The 25,968-nt window shown below is 71.7% G+C and carries 19 protein-coding genes and 1 tRNA gene; 4 read left to right on the top strand and 16 right to left on the bottom strand.

All coding sequences use genetic code 11. The features are described 5' to 3' along the window. Positions 1–165: 165 nt before the first annotated feature. A complete protein-coding gene (locus ACWDD9_RS15065) occupies positions 166–717 on the bottom strand; it encodes a DUF1707 and DUF4190 domain-containing protein (protein ID WP_375876152.1) in 552 nt (183 codons plus the stop codon). A gap of 259 nt (positions 718–976) precedes the next feature. On the opposite strand from ACWDD9_RS15065, the gene ACWDD9_RS15060 reads away from it, so the two are divergent. The 4 genes from ACWDD9_RS15060 to ACWDD9_RS15045 all read left to right on the top strand — a co-directional run bounded on the left by ACWDD9_RS15060 (position 977) and on the right by ACWDD9_RS15045 (position 5,999). Then, positions 977–1,798 (top strand): ABC transporter ATP-binding protein, encoded by an 822-nt coding sequence (locus ACWDD9_RS15060; RefSeq protein WP_074003968.1) that lies wholly within the window; start codon positions 977–979, stop codon positions 1,796–1,798. A gap of 11 nt (positions 1,799–1,809) precedes the next feature. Further along, positions 1,810–3,408, top strand: a complete 1,599-nt coding sequence (locus tag ACWDD9_RS15055; protein ID WP_375876151.1) for a transporter — start codon at positions 1,810–1,812, stop codon at positions 3,406–3,408. 93 nt (positions 3,409–3,501) lie between these two features. Next, positions 3,502–4,773: a DUF2786 domain-containing protein gene (locus tag ACWDD9_RS15050; RefSeq protein WP_074003970.1), complete on the top strand. Its 1,272-nt coding sequence runs from the start codon at positions 3,502–3,504 to the stop codon at positions 4,771–4,773. Between the two features lie 113 nt (positions 4,774–4,886). After that, positions 4,887–5,999, top strand: coding sequence for an ADP-ribosylglycohydrolase family protein (locus ACWDD9_RS15045; RefSeq protein WP_049660394.1), 1,113 nt, complete (start codon positions 4,887–4,889; stop codon positions 5,997–5,999). A gap of 36 nt (positions 6,000–6,035) precedes the next feature. On the opposite strand, the gene ACWDD9_RS15040 is transcribed toward ACWDD9_RS15045, so the two are convergent. The 15 genes from ACWDD9_RS15040 to nusG all read right to left on the bottom strand — a co-directional run bounded on the left by ACWDD9_RS15040 (position 6,036) and on the right by nusG (position 25,816). Next, positions 6,036–7,355 (bottom strand): serpin family protein, encoded by a 1,320-nt coding sequence (locus ACWDD9_RS15040; RefSeq protein ID WP_416873602.1) that lies wholly within the window; start codon positions 7,353–7,355, stop codon positions 6,036–6,038. Between the two features lie 47 nt (positions 7,356–7,402). Further along, positions 7,403–8,425, bottom strand: a complete 1,023-nt coding sequence (locus ACWDD9_RS15035) for an ADP-ribosylglycohydrolase family protein (protein WP_449811813.1) — start codon at positions 8,423–8,425, stop codon at positions 7,403–7,405. Next, on the bottom strand, positions 8,422–9,636 hold the full coding sequence (locus tag ACWDD9_RS15030) for a cytochrome P450 (RefSeq protein ID WP_387967129.1): 1,215 nt from the start codon (positions 9,634–9,636) through the stop codon (positions 8,422–8,424). Before ACWDD9_RS15030 ends, ACWDD9_RS15035 begins: the two co-directional genes overlap by 4 nt. 90 nt (positions 9,637–9,726) lie before the next feature. Continuing rightward, entirely contained in the window at positions 9,727–10,467 is a 741-nt protein-coding gene (locus tag ACWDD9_RS15025; protein WP_375876148.1) for an SIR2 family NAD-dependent protein deacylase, read from the bottom strand. A 130-nt stretch (positions 10,468–10,597) separates the two neighbouring features. Then, positions 10,598–10,671: transfer RNA gene (locus ACWDD9_RS15020), tRNA-Met, on the bottom strand. Between the two features lie 190 nt (positions 10,672–10,861). Then, complete coding sequence (locus ACWDD9_RS15015; RefSeq protein WP_074003974.1) at positions 10,862–14,755, bottom strand: DNA-directed RNA polymerase subunit beta'; 3,894 nt, start codon at positions 14,753–14,755, stop codon at positions 10,862–10,864. A gap of 98 nt (positions 14,756–14,853) precedes the next feature. Then, on the bottom strand, positions 14,854–18,330 hold the full coding sequence (rpoB, locus tag ACWDD9_RS15010; RefSeq protein WP_074003975.1) for a DNA-directed RNA polymerase subunit beta: 3,477 nt from the start codon (positions 18,328–18,330) through the stop codon (positions 14,854–14,856). Positions 18,331–19,028: 698 nt separating this feature from the next. Then, positions 19,029–19,412, bottom strand: a complete 384-nt coding sequence (gene rplL, locus ACWDD9_RS15005; protein ID WP_198959424.1) for a 50S ribosomal protein L7/L12 — start codon at positions 19,410–19,412, stop codon at positions 19,029–19,031. An 85-nt stretch (positions 19,413–19,497) separates the two neighbouring features. Then, complete coding sequence (gene rplJ, locus ACWDD9_RS15000) at positions 19,498–20,061, bottom strand: 50S ribosomal protein L10 (protein WP_045693068.1); 564 nt, start codon at positions 20,059–20,061, stop codon at positions 19,498–19,500. 399 nt (positions 20,062–20,460) lie between these two features. Next, positions 20,461–21,339 carry a hypothetical protein gene (locus ACWDD9_RS14995; RefSeq protein ID WP_449811784.1) on the bottom strand — a complete coding sequence of 293 codons (879 nt, stop codon included), beginning with the start codon at positions 21,337–21,339 and terminating at the stop codon, positions 20,461–20,463. 163 nt (positions 21,340–21,502) lie between these two features. After that, positions 21,503–22,420, bottom strand: a complete 918-nt coding sequence (locus tag ACWDD9_RS14990; protein ID WP_375876147.1) for a LolA-like protein — start codon at positions 22,418–22,420, stop codon at positions 21,503–21,505. Positions 22,421–22,524: 104 nt separating this feature from the next. Then, entirely contained in the window at positions 22,525–23,304 is a 780-nt protein-coding gene (locus ACWDD9_RS14985) for a hypothetical protein (protein ID WP_049651982.1), read from the bottom strand. Between the two features lie 234 nt (positions 23,305–23,538). Further along, positions 23,539–24,261 (bottom strand): 50S ribosomal protein L1, encoded by a 723-nt coding sequence (gene rplA, locus ACWDD9_RS14980; RefSeq protein WP_049651983.1) that lies wholly within the window; start codon positions 24,259–24,261, stop codon positions 23,539–23,541. A 77-nt stretch (positions 24,262–24,338) separates the two neighbouring features. Next, entirely contained in the window at positions 24,339–24,773 is a 435-nt protein-coding gene (gene rplK, locus ACWDD9_RS14975; RefSeq protein ID WP_049651984.1) for a 50S ribosomal protein L11, read from the bottom strand. 167 nt (positions 24,774–24,940) lie between these two features. Then, complete coding sequence (gene nusG / locus ACWDD9_RS14970; protein ID WP_375876146.1) at positions 24,941–25,816, bottom strand: transcription termination/antitermination protein NusG; 876 nt, start codon at positions 25,814–25,816, stop codon at positions 24,941–24,943. Positions 25,817–25,968: the final 152 nt, after the last annotated feature.

The raw sequence follows: 25,968 nt of genomic DNA, 5'->3' as shown, positions 1-25,968 counted from the left end.
GGTCGCTCGCTCGGCCCGCCCCACCCTTCGGCGTCGGCCGGTGACGGAGACCGTACTGCTTCCGGGCGCACGGCGGCAGCCCCGGGCATCATAGGTCCTACGCCTGAGGAAGACCCCATCGGGAAGATGGACGAACCGCCCCCGGGCCGCCCGGGCGGGCCCGCCTCAGGCGATGCCGATCAGGATCATCAGGGTCCAGAACGCGCAGCCCAGGTAGCCGATGACCAGGCCGAGGACGGCCGCCCAGTCGCCGTCCATGTTGCGGCGGCGGATCTCCGCGCGGGCGATGTGGCCGGTGACCACGGCGGGGGCGGAGAGGCCGACCAGGCCGGCCACCAGGGAGACCACGGCGAGCACGTTGGTCTGGCGGGCCTGGGGCGGCGGCGGGACCGGCATGAAGGTGGCCGGAACGGGCGTGGCCGCGGTGGGCGGCGGCGCCGTCATCGGCCCCGAGGGCAGGTCGGCCACCAGCACGGCCAGCTGGCCGTAGGTCTGCGCGGCGGCCACCGCCTCGTGGCGCTGCTCGTACTCCTGGACGGTGAGCCGCCCCTCGGCGAACGCGGCCTTGAGCACGTCCAGCGTGCGGTCCCGGTCCGCGTGGCCCGCCCGCATCGCGGCCTGCGACGCCACCGCGGGCGCGGGCGCCGGCTGCCAGCCACCCGCCGGCCTGCCGGGCGGATAGCCGGAACCAGGCTCGCCCCATGGTTGTACGGACATCCGCCACCTCCCGGTAGCGCGGCACCCCCGCGCACGTCACTGCTCCCTCATAGTGCAGGACGAACAGCCGAACTGAGTAGTTGCCAAATCGGCCCAGTAGTCGCCCGGACGAGGAAAACGGGCGGCGTGCCTCACCCGTTCGGCGGACACTCTCAGGGGATGCTCAACTCGGGCGACAGCCGGTCCGCACGGTGACAGGCTGAGCCCGGAGAGACCCGCACCACGACGACGTCCACCACCACGAGCAGAGAAGGCCGCCATGCAGGCGTCAGCGCCGCCGTCCCCCGACCTCTCCGGGCCGGGAACCCCGTCCGCCGTCAGCATCCAGGGGCTCTGGAAGCACTTCGGCCCCCAGGCCGCGGTGGCCGGGCTGAGCCTGGAGCTGCCGGCCGGGGCGTTCATCGGCCTGGTCGGGCCGAACGGTGCCGGCAAGACCACCACGCTGTCGATGGTCACCGGGCTGCTCCGGCCCGACCAGGGCACCGTCCTGGTGCACGGCGCCGACGTGTGGGCGGACCCGGTCACGGTCAAGGCCCGGATCGGCATCCTGCCCGAGGGCCTGCGGATGTTCGAGCGGCTCAGCGGGCGCGAGCTGCTCCAGTACACCGGGCGGCTGCGCGGTCTGCCCGGCGCCGAGGTGGACCGGCGGGCCGAGGAGCTGCTGGCCGTCCTGGACCTCGGCCGGGACGCCGACAAGCTGGTCGCCGACTACTCCACCGGCATGCGCAAGAAGATCGGCCTGGCCGCCGCGCTGCTGCACAACCCGGACGTGCTGTTCCTGGACGAGCCCTTCGAGGGCGTCGACCCGGTCTCCGCCCAGACCATCCGCGGCGTGCTCAAGCGGTACGCCGCGGCCGGCTCCACGGTGATCTTCTCCAGCCACGTGATGGAGCTGGTCGAGCAGCTCTGCGACTGGGTCGCGGTGGTCAACGCCGGCCAGGTGATAGCCCAGGGGCCGCTGGACTCCGTCCGGGGCGGGCGCAGCCTGCACGAGGCCTTCCTGGAGCTGATCGGCGTCCGCGAGGACGACGGGCAGGCGCTCGGCTGGCTCGGCGGCGGGCAGGCCGGGGGCACCCTGTGAACAATGCCCCGGTGCCCGACGGGCGGACGGTGGTCCGTGCCCTGGTGGCGCTCAAGCTGCGGCTGCTGCGCAACGGGCTGCGGCGCAGCCCCGGCCGGACCACCGTCTACGTGATCGGCGGCGTCGCGGGCCTGGCCCTCGCGGCCGGCGTCGCCGTCGCCATGACCGCGCTGAACGGGCGCTACGCGGGCTCCGGGGACGCCGGGGTGATGCTGCTCGGCGTGCTGACCCTGAGCTGGGCCGCGCTGCCGCTGTTCCTCTTCTCCAGCGACGAGAGCGCCGACCCGACCCGGCTGACCATGCTGCCGCTGCGCCCCGGCCCGCTGCTGCGCGGCACCCTGCTGGCCGCGCTGATCGGACCGGGGCCGCTGGTCAGCCTGGTGCTGGTGACCGCCGCGGTGCTGGCCGGCGCGACCGGCGGCGCCTCGGCCGCGGTCGCGGTGCTCGGCGTGCCGCTCGCGCTGCTCTGCCTGGTCACGCTCTCCCGGGCGGTCGCGGCGGGCAACGCCCGGATGCTCTCCAGCCGGCGCGGCAAGGACTTCGCGATCTTCGGCGGCCTGGCCTTCGCCCTCCTGGTGCAGGTCGCCAACGTCGGCTCGCAGAGCATCCTCGGCCGCCGGGGCGGGCCGATCGACCTCAGCCCGCTCAAGCCGATCGCCTCGGTGCTGCGCTGGATCCCGCCGATCAGCGCGGCGGACGCGCCGCGCACCGCCGGCGAGGGCCGGTACGGGCTGGCGCTGCTCCAGCTCGCCGCGGCCGCCGCGCTGCTGGCGCTGCTGCTGCGCTGGTGGCGGCGGAGCCTGCAGGAGCTGATGGTGACCGCCGACTCCTCCACCCTGGAGGTCGCCCGCGGGGTGCAGGACTCGCGCGGCTGGCGGTTCCTGCCCCAGGGCCGGACCGGCGCGGTGATGCAGCGGCACCTGCGGTACGCCTGGCGCGAGCCGCGGGCCAAGGCGGCGCTGTTCACCAGCATCGGGATGACGCTGGTGATCTGCGTGCTGTCGATGGTCCAGGGCTGGGCGAGCGTCTACCTGCTGGCGATGACCGGGGTGTTCCTCGGGCTGCAGATGCTCAACCTGTTCGGCATGGACGGCTCGGCGTTCTGGATGGTCGCCGCCACCCTGCGCACCCCGGCCGACGCCCGCTCCGAGCTGCGCGGCCGGGCGTACGCGGTGCTGTCGTACGCCGTCCCCGTGACGCTGCTGCTCGGGCTGGTCCTGGCGGCCGTCACCGGCCGGTGGAGCGAGCTGCCGTCCGCGCTCGGCCTGGCGCTGACGCTGCTCGGCTGCGGGATCGCGCTGGGCGCGATGTTCAGCGTCCTGGCGCCGTACACCATGCCGGCCGACAGCAACCCGATGCGCAACGCCGCCCCGGGCCAGGGCGGGCTGATCCTGCTCAACCAGTTCGGCTCGATGCTCGGCGTCGCCCTGCTGGCGCTGCCGGTCGGCGGCTACCTCGCCTGGGCCCTGGTCTCCGACGGCCCGAGCTGGCCGGTGCTGCTGGTCGGCCCGCTGTACGGCGCCCTGGTCGCGGCCCTCGGCGTCCGCCTCGCGGCGGCCCGCCTGCTGGACCGCACCCCGGAGATCCTCGCCAAGGCCGTCGAGCGCTGAACCGCTCTCCCGTCGGTCCCCGCCGCCGCTCCGGCATCATGGGCAGGAGGAGCCGGGCCGTCGTGGCACCGTCGAGGAGAGCAGGGACACACCGTGGGCGAGCGCGCGCAGCAGGCCGGGACCGCCGGACCGCTGCTGGAGCAGGCGGTGCGGTCGGTGGTGACGGCCCCGGAGGAGGCGCTGGACCTCGCCCTGGACACCGGGGCCTCGCTGCTGGCCGCCTCGGCCGGGCAGTGGCCGGAGGTCGGCCGGGCGCTGCTCGGGTACGCGGACACGGCCGTCGGCCGCTGCTGGTCCGCCGGGTGGCGGCCGGCCGACCTGGCCCGGGTGGTGCGGCGCGAGCTGAAGCCCGTCCACCTGGCCCTCGCGGTGGACCTGATCGCCGCCGAGGGCCGCCGCCACCCCGCGGCCGCCCTGGACCGGCGCTGGCTGGAGCAGCTGCGCGAGCTGGAGGCCGAGGTGTGGTGGTCCGGCGACGACGAGTACCTCGGCGCCTTCGCCGACCGGCACCGGCTGGACCGCTTCGCGCTCGCCACCGCCGCCCTGGAGCTGCTGCGCACCTGGGGCCGGCTGCCGCCGATCGCCCCGGTGGGGCCCGCCCCCGGGCAGGCGGTGCGGCCGCAGCACGCGGGGCCGGTGAGCGGCGAGCCGCGGATGCTGGCGCGGATCCGGGCGCTGCTGGCCAAGGCCGAGTCCACCGAGTACCCGGAGGAGGCCGAGGCGCTGACCGCCAAGGCCCAGCAGCTGATGGCCCAGCACAGCATCGACGACGCGCTGCTGGCCGCGTCCGGTGCCGACCGCGACACCCCGGCGGCGCTGCGGATCGGGGTGGACAACCCGTACGAGGGCCCCAAGACGATGCTGCTGGACGCGGTCGCGGCGGCCAACCGGTGCCGGGTGGTGTGGGCGAAGGAGTTCGGTTTCTGCACCGTGGTCGGCTTCGACGGGGACCTGGACGGCGTCGAGCTGCTCTACACCTCGCTGCTGGTGCAGGCCACCCACGCGCTCAACAAGGCGGGCTCCCGCAAGGACTCGCGCAGCAAGGCGTTCCGGCAGTCCTTCCTGGTCGCGTACGCGGCGCGGATCCGCGAGCGGCTGACCGCCGCGACCGAGCGCGCCACCAGCGCCGCCGCGGCCGGACGGCACCTGCGCGAGGACGGCACCGAGGAGCAGCTGCTGCCCGACGCGCGGCTGCTGCCCGCGCTCGCCGCCCGCTCCGAGGCGGTGGACCAGGAGATCGGCCGGCTGTTCCCGAAGCTGGTCTCGCAGCGGGTGCGGGTCAGCGACGGCGTGGGCTGGGCGGCCGGACGCGCCGCCGCCGACCGGGCCGCGCTGCACGGGCGCGCCGGGGCGATCCGCCGGTAGGCGGTCACACCCCGGCGGTCCCCCGGCCGACCCGCGCAAGATCCACAGGAGTCGCCCCGCCTCCCGGGGGACCTGATAGAACGTAGTCCGCCACGAACAAAGGGGGGCTCGACGTGACGGAACCGGCGGCGGAGTCGGGGTACCGGGACCGGGTGCGCGGAACGCTGCTCGGCGGAGCGATCGGCGACGCGCTGGGCTGGCCGGTGGAGTTCCAGCAGCTCCACCAGATCCAGGACCGGTACGGGCCGCAGGGCGTGACCACACTGCCGGCCGGGTCCGGGCCGGTCGAGGTCACCGACGACACCCAGATGACGCTGTTCACCGCCGAGGGCCTGATCCGCGGCTTCGTCCGCGGCTGGACGGGTGGCGGCGGCTCGGTGCCGGAGGCCGTGCACGGCGCCTACCGGCGCTGGCTGCGCACCCAGTTCCAGGACGCGCCGGACACCGGGCCGCAGCCCCGCCCGTACGACGGCTGGCTGCTGAGCCGGCCCTTCCTGTACGCGCGGCGGGCGCCGGGCAACGCCTGCCTGAGCGGGGTGTCCGAGCACCCGGTGTTCGAGGCGCCGTCCGCGATCGGGCTGACCGGGCCGATCAACCCGGGTTCCAAGGGCTGCGGCACGGTGATGCGCTCGGCGCCGTTCGGGCTGGCCCGGCTGGGCGTCGAGCAGTCCTTCGGGCTGGCGGTGCAGTGCGCCCAGCTCACCCACGGCCACCCGACCGGCTACCTCGCGGCGGGCGCCTTCGCGGCGCTGGTCGAGCGGCTCGCCCACGGCACCGAGCCGTGGGCGGCGGTCGGCGAGACGGTGGAGCAGATCCGCGAGCTGCCGAGCTCCAAGGAGACCGTCCAGGCGCTGGCCCGGGCGGTGCGGCTGGCCCAGGAGGCCGAGCCCGCGGCGGAGACGGTGGAGCGGGTCGGGCTCGGCTGGATCGCCGAGGAGTGCCTGGCCATCGCCGTGTACTCGCTGCTGGCGGCCACCCTGGACCCCGACCCGGTGCGCACCGCGCTGCTGCTGTCGGTGAACCACTCCGGGGACAGCGACTCGACCGGCGCGGTCTGCGGCAACCTGGTCGGGGCGGCGTACGGCGCCGCGGCGCTGCCCGCCGAGTGGGCCGGGGCGGTCGAGGGCCGGGCGGAGCTGCGGCAGGTCGCGGACGACCTGCTGGTGCTGTTCGGCAGCCGCGACCCCCGGCACCCGGCGCTCGGCGGGCGCTACCCGGCCTGGTGAGCCCGCGGCCCCTCGGAGGCCGCCCCGGCCCGTCGGCTACTTCGCCAGCGGGTCGGTGACCTGGCCGAGGAACAGCGGCGCCCCGCCCCGGGCGTCCCGGATCAGGAACAGGAACGGCCGGTCCAGGTACAGCTGGACCGGCCGGTCGGCGTTCGGCGCCGCCGCCGCCTCGACCCCGGCACCGCTGCCGGCCGCCGCGACCGTCCCCTCCTCGTCGACCTCGACGGTGGCCTTCTGCACCACCGTGCCGACGACCAGCGGTTCCTTGGCGATGCCGGTGAGATCGGCCTTGTCGAAGGCCGAGGAGACGCCGAGCGAGCGCAGCGCGGGGGTGAGCTCCTTCGAGGTGCCGAAGCGGAAGCGCGGCAGCCGGAGGTCGACCGGCCGCTCGGCGAGGGCGCCGAGGACGCGGTCGAGCTGGGGCTGGTCCAGGCCCTTGGCGAAGGCGGCGAAGCCGCCCTGCGCGGGGACGATCAGGTCCATCACCAGTGCGCCGTCCGCGTACGGCAGCTCGACGGCCTGCCAGGGCTCGCCGAGGATCCCGCCGGAGCCGTCGGCGTACTTGAACTCCCCGGTCTGCGCCATCGTGGGGACGGCCGGGGTGGAGCCGTCGAGCTTGTGGAACGGGCGGTCGGCGGTGTGCGAGGGCTTGAAGGCGGCGGCCCACCGGGCCTTCAGGTAGAGCGCGTCGGTGAGCACCAGCCGGGTGCTCGGGGTGATCGCGTCCCGGCCGAACAGGTCCTTGATCCGGCCGTCGGTGGCCTTCTCCACGGCCGCGTTGACGGTCTTGCGGGCCCCGTCCGGGTCCTTGGCGAAGTCGGCCTGGTGCACGCCGGTGTCGAAGGCGGCGGCCAGGTCGGCCAGGTAGCCCGGCTCGACGGCCAGGCCCTGCTGCGTCCAGAGGTCGTCGCTGCGGCGCAGGGTGAGCCGGTCGGTGGCCGGGACCGGCCGGTTCAGCGCGCCGGTGGCGAGCGCGTACTGCAGCGGGTCGAGCTCGGTGTGCAGGGCCTTGGCCAGTTCCCCGGCGGTGGCGCCGCGGGCGCCGGGCAGCAGCATCGCGAGCAGGGTGGCCAGGCCGGACGGCGAGACCACGAGGTTGCCGCCGGCGGCGTCCGGCTGGGCGGTCAGGGCGTGCAGGAGGTCGAGGCCGAAGGCGTCGGTGGCGGCCGCGGTGGCGGCCACCTGCGCCGGGTCGACGGCCGGGCGGCTCGCGGGCGCGGCCGCCCGGAGCTCCACGGGCGCGGCGGCTCCGGTGCCGCCGCAGCCGGCGAGCAGCGGCGTGGCGAGCGCGGCGGCGAGGAGCAGCGCCGCCGGGCGGCGGAGGGTGCGACGGGTTCCGGTGCTGCGGTTCGTCATGGCCCTTCGACGCGCCGCCCCCGGATCGGGTTCCGGCCCGTACGGCGTCAGTCCCAGAGCGCCCCGAGCTCCAGCAGTTCGTCCCGGTGCTCGATCCGCTCCACCCAGTCGGCCGGCCAGGCCGCCTCGCCGTGGTGGGCGCCCGCGAAGGCGCCGGCCAGGCAGGCGAGGGAGTCGGAGTCGCCGCTGGAGTAGGCGGCCCTCCGGACGGCGGCGACCGGGTCGTCGGGCAGCAGCAGGAAGCAGAGCAGGCCGGTGCCGAAGGCCTCCTCGGCGACCCAGCCCTCGCCGGTGGCCAGGCAGGGGTCGGCCTCGACGTCGGGGGCGGCGAGGGCGGCCTCCAGCTGGTCGAGCACCGTGAGGCAGTCGTCCCAGCCGCGGGCGATGACGGCCTGCGGGGAGCTGCCGTACCAGCGGTCGGCGAGGTCGCCGAGCCAGAACTCGTCGTAGCGCTCGCGGCTCGCCAGCGCGTACGCCCGCAGCACCGCCGGCAGCCCGGCGGGCGGGACGCCCTCGGCCAGCTTGCGGACGGCGTACGCGGTGAGGTCGCCGGCGGCGAGCGCGGTCGGGTGGCCGTGGGTGAGCGCGGACTGCAGCTGGGCGGCGCCGGAGAGCTGCCGGGCGTCCAGCTCGCGGATCAGCCCGATCGGGGCGACCCGCATGTTGGCGCCGCAGCCCTTGGAGCCGACGTCGCTGGCCTGCTGCCAGCGGTACTCGTCGTGGCTGAGCCGCTCGCAGGCGCGCAGGCAGGTCATGCCGGGGGCGCGGACGTTCTGCGGGGAGCGCCACCAGTCGACGAACTCCTCGCGGACGGGCCGCACCAGCCGGAGGGGGGTGAGCGGCCCGCGCGCCAGGGCGGTGCGCAGGCCGCGGCCGAGGGCGAGGGTCATCTGGGTGTCGTCGGTGACCAACGCCCGCTGCGGCAACGGGAGCTGCCGCCAGTCCGGGTGGTCGGCAGCGATCACCTCGACGCTCTTGAACTCGGTCGGCCGACCGATCGCGTCCCCGATCGCCAGCCCCAGCAGCGCCCCTGTCGCCTTGCCCACGGCCCTCTCCCCCTCAGTCGTCAGACCTCGACCAGCAGCTCCTTGAGCCCCCGGATCACGTAGCCCGGGTTCCACTCGGGCTCGCGGACCAGCCGCAGGCCCGGCGCCCGGCGCAGCAGGGTGCCGTAGGACTCGGTGAGCTCCAGTCTGGCAAGCGGGGCGCCGAGACAGAAGTGGATTCCGGCGCCGAAGGTGATGTGCGGGTTGTCGGTGCGGCCGAGGTCGAGGCGGTCCGGGTCGGCGAAGCGCTCGGGGTCGCGGTTGGCGGAGCCGAAGAGCAGGGCGATCTCGGCGCCGCGCGGGACGGTGACGCCGCGGACCTCGATGTCCTCCAGCACCCAGCGCTCGAACATCTGCAGCGGGGTATCCCAGCGCATCAGTTCCTCGACGGCGGTGGGCAGCAGTTCGTCCACCGAGCCGCGCAGCCGGGCGAGCTCCCCGGGGTTGCGGAACAGCGCCCACCAGCCGTTGCCGGTGGTGTTGACGGTCGCCTCGTGGCCGGCGTTGAGCAGCAGCACGCAGGTGGAGATCATCTCCTGCTCGCTGAGCGCGTCGGAGCCCTCCTGGGCCTGGATCAGCGCGCTGATCAGGTCCGTGCCCGGGGCCGCCCGGCGCTCGCGGATCAGGGTGCGCAGGTAGTCGGAGAACTCGGTGCTGGCGGTGACGGCCCGGCGGGCGGTCTCCTCGCCGGGGTTGAGCTCGAACATCCCGGTGATGTCGGCGGACCACGGCCGCAGCAGGTGCCGGTCGCCCTCCGGCACGCCGAGCATCTCGGCGATCACGGCGACCGGCAGCGGCTCGGCGACGGTGGCGATCAGGTCGCCGCCGCCGGCCGCGAGCAGCTCGTCGACCAGCTCGCCGGCCAGCCGCCGCACGGTGGGGCGCAGGCCCTCGACCATGCGCGGGGTGAAGGCCTTGGAGACCAGCCGGCGGATCCGGGTGTGGTCGGGGGCCTCCAGGTCCAGCAGCCCGTTGTCGTTGAGGGTGTGGAAGGGCTCGTGCGCCGGGTCGGGCTCGGGGCGGCCGAACTCCGCGTGGCTGAAGCGGTGGGTGTAGGTGCGGCCCAGCCGGCGGTCGCGCAGCAGGGCGCTGACGTCCTCGTGGCGGGAGACGAGCCACTGGTTCGTCGGCTCGAAGTACGTCACCGGCGCGTGCTCGCGCAGCTCGGCGTACGCGTCGTACGGGTGGGCCACGAACGCCGCCGACCAGGGGTCGAACTTCGCCGTCGTCGTCATCGGTCGATCACTCCAGGCCAGAGGGGGGAAGCCGGAAGGATCATCGTACGCACGCGGTACGTCCGGGAATATGACCCTTCCGGCCCCTGCTCAGGCCCGCTCCAGGACAAGTCGGCGCACCAGCTCCGGGAGCGCCCGGGAGATCGGCTCCCGGATCACCTCGGCCGCGGCCCCGTCGTACGGCGTCGGCTCGCCGTTCACGATGATCAGCTCCGCCCCGCTCCGCACCGCGTCGAGCGGCAGCGCCGCCACCGGGAACACCTGGAGGCTGGTGCCGACCGCGATGAACACGTCGCAGGCCCGAACGATCGCGTCGGCCTGCCCGAGCACCTCCGGGTCGAGGTTCTCGCCGAACATCACCACGCGCGGCTTCAGGATCCCCCCGCAGGCCCGGCACGCCGGGTCCGGCTCCCCCGCCTCGACCCGCGCCAGCGCCTCCGCCATCGGCCCGACCACCCGGCAGCGCAGGCACTGCGTCTCCCGGGCCGTGCCGTGCAGTTCGAGCACCTTGCGGGCGGGCAGCCCGGACTTCTGGTGCAACCCGTCGATGTTCTGGGTGAGCACCCGCAGCGGCAGACCGGAGCGCTCCAGGTCGACCAGCGCCCGGTGCCCGGCGTTCGGCTCGGCGGCCAGTGCGCCCGTCTCCAGCCGCATCCGCCAGGCCCGCCGGCGCACCTGCGGATCGTCCCGGTACGGCCCGATGGTGACCAGCTCCTCGGCCGACGGGTCCTTCTGCCACAGGCCCTGCGGGCCGCGGTAGTCGGGGATGCCGGAGTCCGTCGAGATGCCCGCGCCGGTGAGCACGGCGATCAGGGGACGCTTCGCGTTCATACCCCGGACGGTACGGGCGGCGGCCCGGCCCCGGCCACCGAAATTCCGGGGGCGCCGGCCCCGCGAACGCCCCGGCCCGGGAAACGCCGAAGGGCCCGGAGGCTTGATGCCTCCGGGCCCTTCTTCTTTGTAGCGGGGACAGGATTTGAACCTGCGACCTCTGGGTTATGAGCCCAGCGAGCTACCGAGCTGCTCCACCCCGCGTCGGTAAACACGACTCTACGCGACTTCCGCCGAATGACCTAATCGGCTTCCGTCCGCCCCCTGAAGGCTCCCCGCCGCCCCCGGCGGGTCCGGCTGCCCGGCCCGCCCCGAAGGCCCCTGACGGCCCCTGGGAACGCCGCAGGGCGGCCACCCCGTGAGGGGTGACCGCCCTGCGTCAGTGACGCGCGACTCAGCCGGTGTACGGGCCGTAGTCGTAGTCGTCCAGCGGGACCGCCTGGCCGGAGCCGGCGCCGAAGGGCGACAGGTCGTAGTCGTCGTAGCCGACGGCCGAGTACATCGCGGCCTTGGCCTCCTCGGTCGGCTCGACCCGGATGTTGCGGTAGCGGGGCAGACCCGTACCGGCCGGGATGAGCTTACCGAGGATGACGTTCTCCTTGAGGCCCAGCAGCGGGTCCGACTTGGCGTGGATCGCCGCGTCGGTGAGGACCCGGGTCGTCTCCTGGAAGGAGGCGGCCGACAGCCAGGACTCGGTGGCCAGCGAGGCCTTGGTGATACCCATCAGCTGCGGACGGCCGGAGGCGGGGTGACCGCCCTCGGCGACGACGCGGCGGTTCTCCTGCTCGAAGCGACCGCGCTCGACCAGCTCGCCGGGCAGCAGCTCGGCGTCGCCCGACTCGATGATCGTCACGCGGCGGAGCATCTGCCGGATGATGATCTCGATGTGCTTGTCGTGGATCGACACACCCTGCGAGTTGTAGACCTTCTGGACCTCGGCGACCAGGTGGACCTGGACGGCACGCTGGCCCATGATGCGCAGGACGTCGTGCGGGTTGGTGGCACCCATGGTCAGCTTCTGGCCGACCTCGACCGCCTCGCCCTCGCTGACCAGCAGCTTCACGCGCTTCGAGACCGGGTAGGCGATCTCGTCGCTGCCGTCGTCCGGGGTGACGACCAGCTTGCGGGTCTTCTCGGTGTCCTCGATGCGGACCCGGCCCTGCGCCTCCGAGATCGGGGCCACACCCTTGGGGGTACGGGCCTCGAAGAGCTCGACGACACGCGGCAGACCCTGGGTGATGTCGTCACCGGCCACACCACCGGTGTGGAAGGTACGCATGGTCAGCTGGGTACCGGGCTCACCGATGGACTGGGCGGCGATGATGCCGACCGCCTCACCGATGTCGACCAGCTTGCCGGTGGCCAGCGAGCGCCCGTAGCACATGGCGCAGGTGCCGACGGCCGACTCACAGGTCAGGATCGAGCGGGTCTTGACCTCGCCGATGCCGTGGCGGATCAGCTCGTCGATCAGGACGTCGCCGAGGTCCGTGTTGGCGGTGGCGAGGAGCTTGCCGTCCACCGTGATGTCCTCGGCCAGCATGCGGGCGTAGACGCTGGTCTCGACGTCGTCGGCCTTGCGCAGCACGCCGTCCGGGCCCACGGAGCCGATCGCCAGCTTCAGGCCGCGCTCGGTGCCGCAGTCCTCCTCGCGAATGATGACGTCCTGGGAGACGTCGACCAGACGACGGGTGAGGTAGCCGGAGTCGGCGGTACGGAGGGCGGTGTCGGCCAGACCCTTACGGGCACCGTGGGTGGAGATGAAGTACTCCAGCACGGACAGACCCTCACGGAACGACGCCTTGATGGGTCGCGGGATGGTCTCGTTCTTGGCGTTCGACACCAGACCACGCATACCGGCGATCTGGCGCATCTGCATCATGTTTCCACGAGCACCCGAGTCGACCATCATGAAGATGGGGTTCGTCTTCGGGAAGTTCTCGTTCATGGCCTCGGCGACCTCGTTGGTCGCCTGGGTCCAGATGCCGATGAGCTCCTGCTTGCGCTCGTCGTTGGTGATCAGGCCGCGCTCGTACTGACGCTGGACCTTCTCCGCCTTCGCCTCGTAGCCCTCCAGGATCTGGGGCTTGTTCGGCGGGACGACGACGTCCGAGATCGAGACGGTGACACCCGAGCGGGTCGACCAGTGGAAGCCGGCCGCCTTCAGGTTGTCCAGCGTCGCCGCGACGACGACCTTGGGGTAGCGCTCCGCCAGGTCGTTGACGATCGCGGAGAGCTGCTTCTTGCCCACCTCGTAGTCGACGAACGGGTAGTCCTCGGGCAGCAGCTCGTTGAAGAGCGCGCGGCCCAGGGTGGTGGTCAGACGGAACGGCTCGCCGTCGAACCAGCCGGACTGGCCCTCCTCGTCCACCGGCGGGGTCCAGCCGCGCGGCGGGACGGTGCCGGCCGGCAGGCGCAGCTCGATCGGGGCCTGGACGTCCAGGTCGCGGGCGTCGAAGGCCATGATCGCCTCGGCGGTCGACGAGAAGGTGCGGCCGGCGCCCTTCACGTTGTCGCGGTCCGAGGTCAGGAAGAACAGACCGAGCACCATGTCCTGGGTCGGCATGGTGACGGGGCGACCGTCGGCCGGCTTCAGGATGTTGTTCGAGGACAGCATCAGGATGCGGGCCTCGGCCTGCGCCTCCGCGGAGAGCGGCAGGTGGACGGCCATCTGGTCACCGTCGAAGTCCGCGTTGAACGCGGTGCAGACGAGCGGGTGGATCTGGATGGCCTTGCCCTCGACCAGCTGCGGCTCGAAGGCCTGGATGCCGAGGCGGTGCAGGGTGGGCGCACGGTTCAGCAGGACCGGGTGCTCGGCGATGACCTCTTCGAGGACGTCCCACACGACCGGACGGGCGCGCTCGACCATGCGCTTGGCCGACTTGATGTTCTGCGCGTGGTTCAGGTCCACCAGGCGCTTCATCACGAACGGCTTGAAGAGCTCCAGCGCCATGGCCTTCGGCAGACCGCACTGGTGCAGCTTGAGCTGCGGGCCGACGACGATGACCGAACGGGCCGAGTAGTCGACTCGCTTGCCGAGGAGGTTCTGACGGAAACGACCCTGCTTGCCCTTCAGCATGTCGCTGAGGGACTTCAGCGGGCGGTTGCCCGGGCCGGTGACCGGACGGCCGCGGCGGCCGTTGTCGAACAGCGCGTCGACGGCCTCCTGGAGCATGCGCTTCTCGTTGTTCACGATGATCTCGGGGGCACCGAGGTCGAGCAGGCGCTTCAGGCGGTTGTTGCGGTTGATGACGCGGCGGTACAGGTCGTTCAGGTCGGAGGTCGCGAAGCGGCCACCGTCCAGCTGCACCATCGGACGCAGGTCCGGCGGGATGACCGGGACGCAGTCCAGCACCATGCCGTTGGGCTTGTTGGTGGTCTGCAGGAACGCGGAGACGACCTTGAGGCGCTTGAGCGCACGGGTCTTCTTCTGGCCCTTGCCGGTGCGGATGATCTCGCGCAGGCGCTCGGACTCCTCCGCCAGGTCGAAGGTCTCGAGGCGGTCCTTGAGGGCCGCCGCGCCCATCGAGCCGGAGAAGTAGGTGCCGAAGCGGTCGCGCAGCTCGCGGTAGAGCAGCTCGTCGCCCTCGAGGTCCTGGACCTTGAGGTTCTTGAAGCGGGCCCACACCTCGTCGAGGCGGTCGAGCTCGCGCTGCGCGCGGTCGCGCAGCTGCTTCATCTCGCGCTCGGCGCCCTCGCGCACCTTGCGGCGCACGTCGGCCTTGGCGCCCTCGGCCTCCAGCTCGGCCAGGTCGGTCTCGGCCTTCTTGGCGCGGGCCTCGAGGTCGGAGTCGCGGCGGTTCTCGATCTGCTGGCGCTCGACCGAGACGTGCGCCTCCAGGGACGGCAGGTCGCGCTGGCGGCGCTCGTCGTCGACCCAGGTGATCATGTAGGCGGCGAAGTAGATGACCTTCTCGAGGTCCTTCGGCGCCAGGTCCAGCAGGTAGCCCAGGCGGGACGGCACGCCCTTGAAGTACCAGATGTGGGTGACCGGGGCGGCCAGCTCGATGTGGCCCATCCGCTCACGGCGCACCTTGGCGCGGGTCACCTCGACGCCGCAGCGCTCGCAGATGATGCCCTTGAAGCGGACGCGCTTGTACTTACCGCAGTAGCACTCCCAGTCCCGGGTGGGGCCGAAGATCTTCTCGCAGAAGAGCCCGTCCTTTTCCGGCTTCAGGGTGCGGTAGTTGATGGTCTCCGGCTTCTTGACCTCGCCGTGCGACCACTGGCGGATGTCGTCGGCGGTGGCCAGGCCGATGCGGAGCTCGTCGAAGAAGTTGACGTCAAGCACTGGTCGTCAAGCCCTCTTTCGTAAGTCGAGAGTCGTTCATGTGGTCTGAGGGGGGCCTGGGGGCGGGCCGGCCGCTGCTGCGGCCGGCCCAACCTCCGTCAGACCTCTTCGACGCTGCTGGGCTCGCGCCGGGACAGGTCGATGCCGAGCTCCTCGGCGGCGCGGAACACGTCCTCGTCGGAGTCCCGCATCTCGATGGACTGGCCGTCCGAGGACAGCACCTCCACGTTGAGGCAGAGCGACTGCATTTCCTTGATGAGGACCTTGAAGGACTCGGGAATGCCGGGCTCGGGGATGTTCTCGCCCTTGACGATGGCCTCGTAGACCTTGACGCGGCCGAGGACGTCGTCGGACTTGATGGTGAGCAGCTCCTGGAGCGCGTAGGCGGCGCCGTACGCCTCGAGGGCCCACACCTCCATCTCACCGAAGCGCTGACCACCGAACTGCGCCTTACCACCGAGCGGCTGCTGGGTGATCATCGAGTACGGACCGGTCGAGCGGGCGTGCAGCTTGTCGTCGACCAGGTGGTGCAGCTTGAGGATGTACATGTAGCCGACCGAGACCGGCATCGGGAACGGCTCGCCGGAGCGGCCGTCGAACAGCCGGGCCTTGCCGGTGGAGTTCACCAGGCGCTCACCGTCACGGGTGAGGGTGGTGTTGTCCAGCAGGCCGGTGATCTCGTCCTCGCGGGCGCCGTCGAAGACCGGGGTGGCGAGGTTGGTGCCGCCCTCGACCGTGTCGGCGCCGATCGCCTGGAGGCGCTGGGCCCACTCGTCGGCGAGGCCGGAGACGTCCCAGCCCTGCTTGGCGAGCCACCCGAGGTGGATCTCCAGGACCTGTCCCGGGTTCATTCGGGACGGGACACCCAGCGGGTTGAGGATGATGTCGACCGGGGTGCCGTCCTCCAGGAACGGCATGTCCTCGACCGGCAGGATCTTCGAGATGACGCCCTTGTTGCCGTGACGGCCGGCGAGCTTGTCACCGTTGGTGATCTTGCGCTTCTGGGCCACGTAGACGCGGACCAGCTGGTTGACGCCCGGGGGCAGCTCGTCGCCCTCTTCGCGGTCGAAGACGCGGACGCCGATGACCTTGCCGGACTCACCGTGCGGCACCTTCAGCGAGGTGTCGCGGACCTCACGGGCCTTCTCGCCGAAGATCGCGCGGAGCAGGCGCTCCTCCGGGGTCAGCTCGGTCTCGCCCTTGGGCGTGACCTTGCCGACCAGGATGTCGCCGGTGACGACGTCGGCGCCGATGCGGATGATGCCGCGCTCGTCGAGGTCGGCCAGGACCTCCTCGGAGACGTTCGGGATGTCCCGGGTGATCTCCTCGGGGCCGAGCTTGGTGTCACGGGCGTCGACCTCGTGCTCCTCGATGTGGATCGAGGAGAGGACGTCGTCCTGCACGAGGCGCTGCGACAGGATGATCGCGTCCTCGTAGTTGTGACCCTCCCACGACATGAACGCCACGAGCAGGTTCTTGCCGAGGGCCATCTCGCCCTCGTCGGTGCACGGGCCGTCGGCCAGCACCTGGTTGACCTCGACCCGGGCGCCCTCGTCCACGAGCACCTTCTGGTTGAAGGCGGTGCCCTGGTTGGAGCGGGTGAACTTGGCGGCGCGGTACGTGGTGTACGTGCCGTCGTCGTTGGCCACGGTGACGTAGTCGGCCGAGACCTCCTGGACGACACCGGCCTTCTCGGCGGTGATGACGTCCGCGGCGTCGACGGCGCAGCGGTACTCCATGCCGGTACCGACCAGCGGGGCCTCGCTCTTCAGCAGCGGCACCGCCTGGCGCATCATGTTCGAGCCCATGAGCGCGCGGTTGGCGTCGTCGTGCTCGAGGAACGGGATCATGGCGGTCGCGACCGACACCATCTGGCGCGGCGAGACGTCCATGTAGTCGATCTCGGAGCCCGGGATGTAGTCGATCTCGCCGCCACGGCGGCGGACCAGGACACGCGGCTCGGCGAAGTGCAGGTCCGCGGTCAGCGGGGCGTTCGCCTGGGCGATGACGTAGCGGTCCTCCTCGTCGGCCGTCAGGTAGTCGACCTTCTCGGTGACCACACCGTCGACGACCTTGCGGTACGGCGTCTCGATGAAGCCGAACGCGTTGACCCGGCCGTACGAGGCCAGCGAGCCGATCAGACCGATGTTCGGGCCTTCGGGCGTCTCGATCGGACACATGCGGCCGTAGTGCGAGGGGTGCACGTCACGGACCTCGAAGCCGGCGCGCTCACGGGAGAGACCGCCGGGGCCGAGCGCGGACAGACGACGCTTGTGGGTCAGGCCCGACAGCGGGTTCGTCTGGTCCATGAACTGCGACAGCTGGCTGGTGCCGAAGAACTCCTTGATGGAGGCGACGACCGGCCGGATGTTGATCAGGGTCTGCGGCGTGATCGCCTCGACGTCCTGGGTGGTCATGCGCTCGCGCACGACGCGCTCCATACGGGCGAGACCCGTACGGACCTGGTTCTGGATGAGCTCGCCGACGTTGCGCAGGCGGCGGTTGCCGAAGTGGTCGATGTCGTCGACCTCGACCACGATGTCGCGGCCCTCGTCGTCACGCCACTCGGTCTCGCCCGCGTGCAGCTTCACCAGGTACTTGATCGCACCGATGATGTCGGGCTCGGTGAGCACGCCGGAGTCCAGCGACTCGGCGTTGCCCAGCTTGCGGTTGACCTTGTAACGGCCGACCTTCGCGAGGTCGTAGCGCTTCGGGTTGAAGTAGAGGTTCTCCAGAAGCGTCTGCGCGGCCTCGCGCGTGGGCGGCTCGCCCGGGCGCAGCTTGCGGTAGATGTCCAGCAGCGCGTCGTCCTGGCCCTGGGTGTGGTCCTTCTCCAGGGTGGCGCGCATCGACTCGTACTCGCCGAACTCCTCGAGAATCATCTCGTTGGTCCAGCCGAGCGCCTTGAGCAGCACGGTGACGGACTGCTTGCGCTTGCGGTCGATGCGGACGCCGACCATGTCGCGCTTGTCGATCTCCATCTCCAGCCAGGCACCACGCGAGGGGATGACCTTGCAGGAGTAGATGTCCTTGTCGGACACCTTGTCCAGGGTGGAGTCGAAGTACACACCCGGGGAGCGGACCAGCTGCGACACGACGACACGCTCGGTGCCGTTGATCACGAACGTGCCCTTGTGGGTCATGAGCGGGAAGTCGCCCATAAAGACCGTCTGAGACTTGATCTCACCGGTCTCGTTGTTGGTGAACTCGGCGGTGACGAAGAGCGGGGCCGCGAACGTGAAGTCGCGGTCCTTGCACTCGTCAATGGAGTTCTTCGGCGGCTCGAAACGGTGGTCGCGGAAGGTCAGCGACATCGACCCGCTGAAGTCCTCGATCGGGGAGATCTCCTCGAAGATCTCCTCCAGACCGGACTTCGTGGGGACGTCCTGACCACTCTCCAGGGCCGCCTCGACCCGGGACTTCCAGGCCGCGTTGCCGAGCAGCCAGTCAAAGCTCTCGGTCTGCAGGGCCAGGAGGTTGGGGACCTCGAGGGGCTCCTTGATCTTCGCGAACGAGACGCGGAGCGGGGCGGTGGATGCGGCGGAATTGTTCGAGGCGTTGCGCGGCGCGGCCAAGAGGGGGGTCCTTCCGAGGGCTCGGAGCTCACTACGCGCGTACCAGCCGGGCCTTCACGGGCTTGGTCCCGCCTCCTCGCCACTGGCCTCCGCCGGGATCGAAGTCCCAGGTCAGAGCCGCTTTGCGGAGGCGATGCCAGACCCCTTCAGGGCAACGCAAACTCCGGGCGACGAGTCACGGAGCAGCTAACAGGCAGCGCAAAGGGACAGTGTAGCCAATGGCCACACTGCTGTCCAGCTCTGATTCGGAGACCGAATCGGAGACTCCTCCCGGTAGCCGGCGAGCGCGGACGCCCACCGGGTACTGCTCTAACTCACGTGGAGTCATTTCCCGCCGGAGCCACTGGTTATGCATCCAGTAGCGGACCAACCGGGCGGACTCGCGCCTTGAGAATCGCGCGCCCCGCCGGGTTCGTCAAGGGCCCGCCGACGGTGCGGGCCTCGACCGGTCTATCGACCGCGACCCCCTCGGCGTTACAGAAGCCGTGGTGGGGCCGCCCTCGACGACGGTGATCACCATACCGTCCGGCACCGACGGTGCCGAGTGGGCGTTCGGCCACACCGGTGGACCGGGCCGGCCGGGGGCGGCGGAACGGGCCCCGCGCCCGGCCCAGGGGCCCGGGAACGCGAAAAAGCCGGGCCGACCACCCGCAAGGGTGATCGGCCCGGCTTCAGGCCCCCTCAGAGGGGGCGAGAAGTCACTTGACGGTGACCTTGGCGCCGGCACCCTCGAGGGCGGCCTTGGCCTTCTCGGCAACGTCCTTGGCAACCTTCTCCAGGACCTTGGCACCAGCGGTGTCAACGAGGTCCTTGGCCTCCTTCAGGCCGAGGGAGGTCAGGGTGCGCACCTCCTTGATGACCTGGATCTTCTTGTCGCCGGCACCATCGAGGATGACGTCGAACTCGTCCTGCTCCTCGACGGCCTCAACGGCGGCCGGGCCACCGGCGGCGGCAACGGCGACCGGGGCGGCAGCGGTGACGTCGAACTTCTCCTCGAAGGCCTTCACGAAGGCAGCGAGCTCGATGAGGGTGAGCTCCTCGAACTGCGCGAGCAGCTCGTCCTGGGTCAGCTTCGCCATGATGGCGTCCTTCCACTAAATCGGCAGGTGGTGCCGTATGTACGGGTTGGGCGGGCACGGGCCCGCAGCGAGGCGTGAGCCTGCCGAATTACTCGGCGGCCGCGTCCTCGGCGGCGGGAGCCGGCGTACCGGCACCGCCCTGCTCGACCTTGTCGCGCAGCGCGTCCACAGTGCGGACGAGCTTCGACGGCAGGGCCTGGAAGAGCGCGGCAGCCTGGGACTGCTTGGCCTTCAGGGCACCCGCCAGCTTGGCGAGCAGCACCTCGCGGGACTCGAGGTCCGCGAGCTTCTTGATCTCATCGGCGGACAGCGCCTTACCGTCAAGGACACCGCCCTTGATGATGAGAGCGGGGTTCTCCTTGGCGAAGTCACGCAGAGCCTTCGCCGACTCCACCGGGTCACCGGTGACGAAGGCGACAGCCGTCGGACCGTTGAACAGGTCGTCGAGCTCCGTGATCCCGACCTCATTGGCCGCAATCTTGGTCAGCGTGTTCTTCACCACGGCGTACTCGGCGTTGTCGCCGAGCGAGCGACGCAGGGTCTTGACCTGCTTCACCGAGAGACCGCGGTACTCGGTCAGCAGCGCCGCGGAGGAGCCACGGAACTTGTCCGTGATCTCGGCGACGGCGGCAGCCTTGTCGGGCCTGGCCATAGGCTTACGCCTCCTTCCGTGATGTCGAAGTCGGGCCGACCGCAAAAGTCGACCTGGGTCGCCGTGGACCGACTGGAGGGAAGGAAAGCTCCTGCGAAAACGCAATGAGCCCCGGTGCGCAGGCGCACGGGGCTCGTGACGACCTCGACGGGCGATCGCGCGAACGCGGACCCGGAAGTCGAAGCTCCAGACACACCTGCGCGGGCTGCCTGCGACGAAGCGCAGATCCTTCGGCCACCGATCCCTGACGGGCGCGGCGACAACCAGCGGTCTTTGGCTTCGGCAACAGTAACCGGAGCCCCTCACCAGGTGCAAATCGCCCTCGGACGGGGCATCCCCCGGGGTCGCCGCGGCACGGGTCGTCAGTGCGGCGGGCCGACGGCTCGGCGGGCCGGCGGCTCAGCGGGCCAGCGGGGAGACCGTCCGGACGCCGGTGTCCACGGTGTCCGACTCGGCCGGGGCCTGCGCCGAGAGCAGCGCCCCGGCGAGGTCGGTGTAGAGCACCGAGTCGTCCTGCCGGCCGCTGTCCCCGGTGCCGGTCCGCTGGAGCCGGACCAGCTGGTCCTTGTCGTTGAGCCAGAGGTCCAGGGTGAGCGAGGCCGAGCCGCCGGGCGAGAGCGCGGCCCGCAGGCCGTCCCGGCGGGCCGCGGTCAGCTGGGCCTGGGCGGCCGCGTACTTCTCGGCGGTGGTGGCGACCCGGTAGTGCTCGACGGTCGAGTCCTCGAACTTCTCCTCGCCGACGAAGACCGGGTCCGTCCCCTCGGCGGTGGCCGCGGTCAGCGCCTCGACCGGGTTCAGCAGGTCGATCAGCCCGGCGTACGGGACCTCCTTGTGGCCGTCCGCGTCCGGCGGGACGGTGAAGCGCTCCCAGTGCCGGCCGTTCTGCCTGGCCGCGGTGGCGGCGTCCCCGCCCTGGTAGGCGACGGTGTCCACGACGATCAGCTGCTCGGCCTCGGCGGGGGTGGAGCGCTTGATCTGGAGCGCGGTCTTGGGCTGCCAGAACAGCGGGCCGGACCCGGCGTCCGGGCCGAGCCGGTAGCTGACCTTGGCCCGGCGGGCGGTCTGCATGGCCAGCTGGGCGGAGAGCAGCACCCCGTGCGGCGAGCGGTCGGTGGGCTTGGCCTGGGCGCTCGGGGAGGCGGTGGACGGCGAGGCGGTGCTCAGGCTCGGGCTGCCGGACGGCGTGGCGGACGTCTCCCCGCCCCCGCCGCACCCGCTCAGCCCGCTGGTCAGCAGGGCGACGACGGCCACCGCCGCCAAGCGCTGCCGTGCCGCCATCGTCCGTTCCCCTCTCGCCCGCCCCCGTCCGACGGCGGCCCCGTTCCGGCCACCTTGCCACCCGTCTCCGACCGGCCCGGTGGCGGCCCCCCTCGGGCGGGCGGGTCCACCGGGTCGGCCGAGCCCGGACCGGCGCCGGGGCTCCGGTCCGGGGCGGCGGGGATCAGCTGCCGGCGGCGGCCTTCTGGAGATCGGCGAGGTCGATGTAGTCCACCGGGGTGGCGGCGATCACCGGGGTGCCGTAGTCCGAGTAGCTGACGGAGACGTTCACCGCGCCGACCTTGCTCTCGGCCTGCTCGGTCCGCTTGACCACGAGCTTGTCGGCGTCGACCCAGACGTCGACCTGCTCGCTGGCGATGCCGGCCGCGTCCAGGCCCTTCTTGATCCGGTCGGCCTGCGCCTGGGTGATGCCCTGGGTGGAGGCGATGGCCAGGTCCGCGGCGCTGATCACGCCGGAGTAGTGGGTGGTCGCCTTGCCGTTCACCGTCTCCGGGCCGACCTCGGTGACCTTGCCGCCGGCGATCAGCGTCCGGACGCCCTGCACCGGGTCCGCGCTCTGCAGTTGGTCGGTCGCACCGCCGGAGGCCTTGGCCATGTCGGCCATGGTGTAGCGCACCCAGCGCGGGCCGCTGTTCTGCAGCAGCTCCCCGCCGAGGCCCAGGAACACCGCGTCCTTGGTGTACAGGTAGTGCGCCTTCGGCCCGCCGGTGATCGGCGCCAGGACCTTGCCCAGCGGGGAGCCCGACAGGTCCATCGTGAGGTCGGCCTCCAGGCCGTCGGCCCAGGACAGCGCGCCCTGGCCCTTCATGGTGATCTCGCCGACCTGGATCAGCTCGTCGACCTTCGCCGACTTGGCCGCACCGGTCTTCTGGGTGACCTGCTCCAGGAAGACCGCCGGGCTGACCTTCTCCGGCTTCGCGCCGGTCGGGGCGGCGGCCGACGGGGTGGCCGGGGCGGCGGCCGTGGTCGGCGCGGCCGGGGCGGCGTTCTTGTCCGCCGACTTGTCGTTGTCGCACGCGGTCGCGGTCAGCGCCAGGGCGGCGAGGACGACGGTGACGGCGGCCTTGCGGGTTCCAGCCATGACTTCCCCCCTCGAAGAGCTGATTGTCAGCTCTTCTCATGCGTTTCTCATCCGGACTCTAACGGATCGCCGGAAGCCCCACGCGCCGGATATCCGCTCCCCCGTCACCCGCCGGCGGCGGGCGTCGCGTCCGCCGCTCCGGGAGCCGAGACATCGGTCGTGGTGACCGTGGTTCCCGCACTCCCCCGGACCGTCTCGCGCAGCCGCAGCAGCTGCATACCAGGGCCGACCCAGACGTCGTAGCCGATCGCCGTCACCCCGTGCCGCTGGTACCAGTCCAGCGTGGCGGCCCGCCGCTGCGGGCTCAACTCGTCGTCCTTGCCGAACAGTTCGGCCACCGGCGCGGAGCCCCGGTAGTGCGCCACGGTCACCCCGGCCAGCTGCTCGCCGCCGAGCGAGGTGAGCTTGACGCCCTGCGCGACCTCGTACGCCCGGCTGCCCGGGTTGGTGATCAGCGCGGTCGTCCAGCCGCCCGCGAAGCCCTCCGGGTCGGGGCCCGCCGCGGGGTCGACCGACTCGGCGGTGCTCCGCTCCGCGTGCTTGGCCGCGCCGCCCTGGTAGACGAGGTCGAGCGCGCCGTCCTTCACGGTCAGCCGTCCGGTGCCCAGCTCGTCGGTGACGGCCAGCCCGGCCTCGTCCGCGGCGCCCCAGACCAGGGAGCCGCTCGCGGTGCGCCGGCCGGCCGGGCCCTCCTGGACCACGTCGATCCGGGCGCCGCCGGCGTCGTCCAGCCCCTGCGCGGCCGAGAGCACCACCTGCTTGGGCGGCACCGGCGCGGGGCCCCCGGGGGTGCGGGTGGTCGGGACGGCCAGCAGGCTGCACCCGGTGGTGGTGAGCAGCAGCAGGGCCGCCACGAGAACGGTGGGGCGAGGGGCGGGCAGCACGGCACACTCCGGCGGTCACAGGTGCTCCACATGGTCTGACCGGCAGAGCGTACGACGGTTCGGCCCGTCGTTCCCATCCGCCGGTGTCCCGATCCGGCAACCGTTCCGGCCCGTCGGCCCGACCGGCCCGCGCCGGGCCCCGTACCGGCTCCTTCCCCGGGAACGACGGCGGGCCCGCACCCCCGGTGAAGGGGGTACGGGCCCGTCGTACGGACTGCTCTAGAGCACTGGGGCTCAGACCGCGGCCGGGTCCTCCTCGGCGAGGAGGTTGCGGGTGCGGTTCGGGTCCACCAGGACGCCGGGGCCCATGGTGGTCGAGAACGCGGTCTTCTTGATGTAGCGGCCCTTGGCGGCGGACGGCTTGGCGCGGAGCACCTCGTCCAGCGCGGCGGCGTAGTTCTCGACCAGCTGCTCGTCGGTGAAGGAGGCCTTACCGATGATGAAGTGCAGGTTCGAGTGCTTGTCGACGCGGAACTCGATCTTGCCGCCCTTGATCTCGTTCACGGCCTTGGCCACGTCCGGGGTCACGGTGCCGGTCTTCGGGTTCGGCATCAGGCCACGGGGACCGAGCACGCGGCCGAGGCGGCCGACCTTGCCCATGAGGTCCGGGGTGGCGACGACGGCGTCGAAGTCGAGGCGGCCCTTGGCGACCTCGTCGATGAGCTCGTCGGAGCCGACGATGTCGGCGCCCGCAGCACGCGCGGCCTCGGCACGCTCGCCGGTCGCGAAGACCAGGACCCGAGCGGTCTTACCGGTGCCGTGCGGGAGGATCACGGTGCTGCGGACCATCTGGTCGGCCTTGCGCGGGTCGACGCCCAGACGCATGGCGACCTCGACGGTGCCGTCGAACTTGGTGGTGCTGGTCGCCTTGGCGAGGCGGACGGCCTCGAGGGGGGCGTAAAGGCGCTCGCGGTCGACCTGGGCGTCCGCGGCCTTCAGGGCCTTGCTGCGCTTCATGGCTGCTCCTGAATGATGAATGGAGTTGTGGTGTCACGGGCCTGCGCGGGCCCTACCACAGGGGACGAGAAGGGAACTCAGCCCTCGACGGTGATGCCCATCGACCGGGCGGTGCCGGCGATGATCTTCTCCGCGGCGTCCAGGTCGTTGGCGTTCAGGTCGGGCATCTTGGTCGTGGCGATGTCGCGGACCTGGGCGCTGGTGAGCTTGGCGACCTTGGTCTTGTGCGGCTCGCTGGAGCCCTTGTCGACACCCGCGGCCTTCAGGATGAGGCGCGCGGCCGGCGGCGTCTTCGTGATGAAGGTGAAGGAACGGTCCTCGTAGACCGTGATCTCCACCGGCACGATCATGCCGCGCTGCGACTCGGTCGCAGCGTTGTAGGCCTTGCAGAACTCCATGATGTTGACGCCGTGCTGGCCCAGCGCGGGGCCGACCGGCGGCGCCGGGTTGGCCGCACCGGCGTTGATCTGGAGCTTGATAAGCCCCGTGACCTTCTTCTTCTTGGGAGGCATGTCTCTCCGGGTCCTTCCGAGAGGTGATTGCTGGTGCGTGCGAAACCGGGGCGACACCCGGCCGCCAGCACACACATCGGACCAGGCTAACGCGTCAGCGCCGCTGGACCAAAACGGGTTCGGGGCGGAGGCTCCTCGCCCCCGCCCCGAACCCGAAGACGGTATGACTAGTTCTTCTGGATCTGGTCGAAGGAGAGCTCGACCGGGGTCTCCCGGCCGAAGATCTCGACCAGGCCCTTGACCTTCTTCGAGTCCGGGTTGATCTCGTTGATGGTCGCCTGGAGGGTCGCGAACGGACCGTCGGTGACGGTGACCGAGTCGCCGACCTCGAAGTCCAGCACCTGGATCTCGCTCGGCTTGATCGGCGAGGGCTTGCCGGCCTCCTTGGCCGCCTGGCGCTCGACGTCGGGGGCGAGCATCTTGACGACCTCGTCCAGGGTCAGCGGGTACGGGTCGTAGGCGTTGCCGACGAAGCCGGTGACACCCGGGGTGTTGCGCACGACGCCCCAGGACTCGGGGGTGAGGTCCATGCGCACCAGGACGTAGCCGGGGAGCTTGTTCTGGCGGATGGTCTTGCGGTCGCCGTTCTTGATCTGGACGACCTCCTCCTGCGGCACCTCGGCCTGGAAGATGTACTCCTCGACGTTCAGCGAGACGGCACGCTGCTCCAGGTTCTGCTTCACCCGGTTCTCGTAGCCGGCGTAGGTGTGGATCACGTACCACTCGCCCGGCATGAAGCGCAGGTCCTCGCGGAACTTGGCGACCGGGTCGACCTCGTCGGCCGACTCCTCCTCGGCCTCCTCGGCGTCCTCGACGGACTCCTCGGCCTCGGCGTCGCCCTCCACGTGCAGCGCGGCCTCCTCGGCGGGCTCGCCGGCCTCGGCCTCGTCGTACGCCTCGACCTCGTCCTCGTCGCTGTCCGCGGCGTCCACGATCTGCTCGGCGGACTCGGCGTCGTCAGCCGGCTCGGCCGCGTCCAGCTCGGCGGCGCCATCCGCCTCGCGGACGGTCTCGTCGGCGTCGTACAGGGGGGACTCAGACACGGTGGCGGCTTCTTTCCTGGAGATGGTGAAGGTGGCGCGCTCCTCGACCGGCCCGGCGGACGGCCGCTCGCGCGGGCGCCAGGTGAGGTCTCGGAGACTTCAACAGTACCGAGTCCACGGTAGCCGCGCGTACGTCCGGCGCCGACAGCTCG

The organism is Kitasatospora sp. NPDC001119 (assembly GCF_053598475.1).
This window is presented reverse-complemented; position numbering and strand designations above follow the sequence as displayed.

Excerpts from the sequence above, each read along its gene's own strand:
- ACWDD9_RS15030 (WP_387967129.1), bottom strand. The coding sequence starts at position 9,636 with ATGACGACGACGGCGAAGTTCGACCCCTGGTCGGCGGCGTTCGTGGCC.
- ACWDD9_RS15065 (WP_375876152.1), bottom strand. The coding sequence starts at position 717 with ATGTCCGTACAACCATGGGGCGAGCCTGGTTCCGGCTATCCGCCCGGC.
- ACWDD9_RS14990 (WP_375876147.1), bottom strand. The coding sequence starts at position 22,420 with ATGGCTGGAACCCGCAAGGCCGCCGTCACCGTCGTCCTCGCCGCCCTG.
- ACWDD9_RS15060 (WP_074003968.1), top strand. The coding sequence starts at position 977 with ATGCAGGCGTCAGCGCCGCCGTCCCCCGACCTCTCCGGGCCGGGAACC.
- rplJ (WP_045693068.1), bottom strand. The coding sequence starts at position 20,061 with ATGGCCAGGCCCGACAAGGCTGCCGCCGTCGCCGAGATCACGGACAAG.
- rplK (WP_049651984.1), bottom strand. The coding sequence starts at position 24,773 with ATGCCTCCCAAGAAGAAGAAGGTCACGGGGCTTATCAAGCTCCAGATC.
- ACWDD9_RS15040 (WP_416873602.1), bottom strand. The coding sequence starts at position 7,355 with ATGACGAACCGCAGCACCGGAACCCGTCGCACCCTCCGCCGCCCGGCG.
- rplA (WP_049651983.1), bottom strand. The coding sequence starts at position 24,261 with ATGAAGCGCAGCAAGGCCCTGAAGGCCGCGGACGCCCAGGTCGACCGC.
- ACWDD9_RS14995 (WP_449811784.1), bottom strand. The coding sequence starts at position 21,339 with ATGGCGGCACGGCAGCGCTTGGCGGCGGTGGCCGTCGTCGCCCTGCTG.
- ACWDD9_RS15025 (WP_375876148.1), bottom strand. The coding sequence starts at position 10,467 with ATGAACGCGAAGCGTCCCCTGATCGCCGTGCTCACCGGCGCGGGCATC.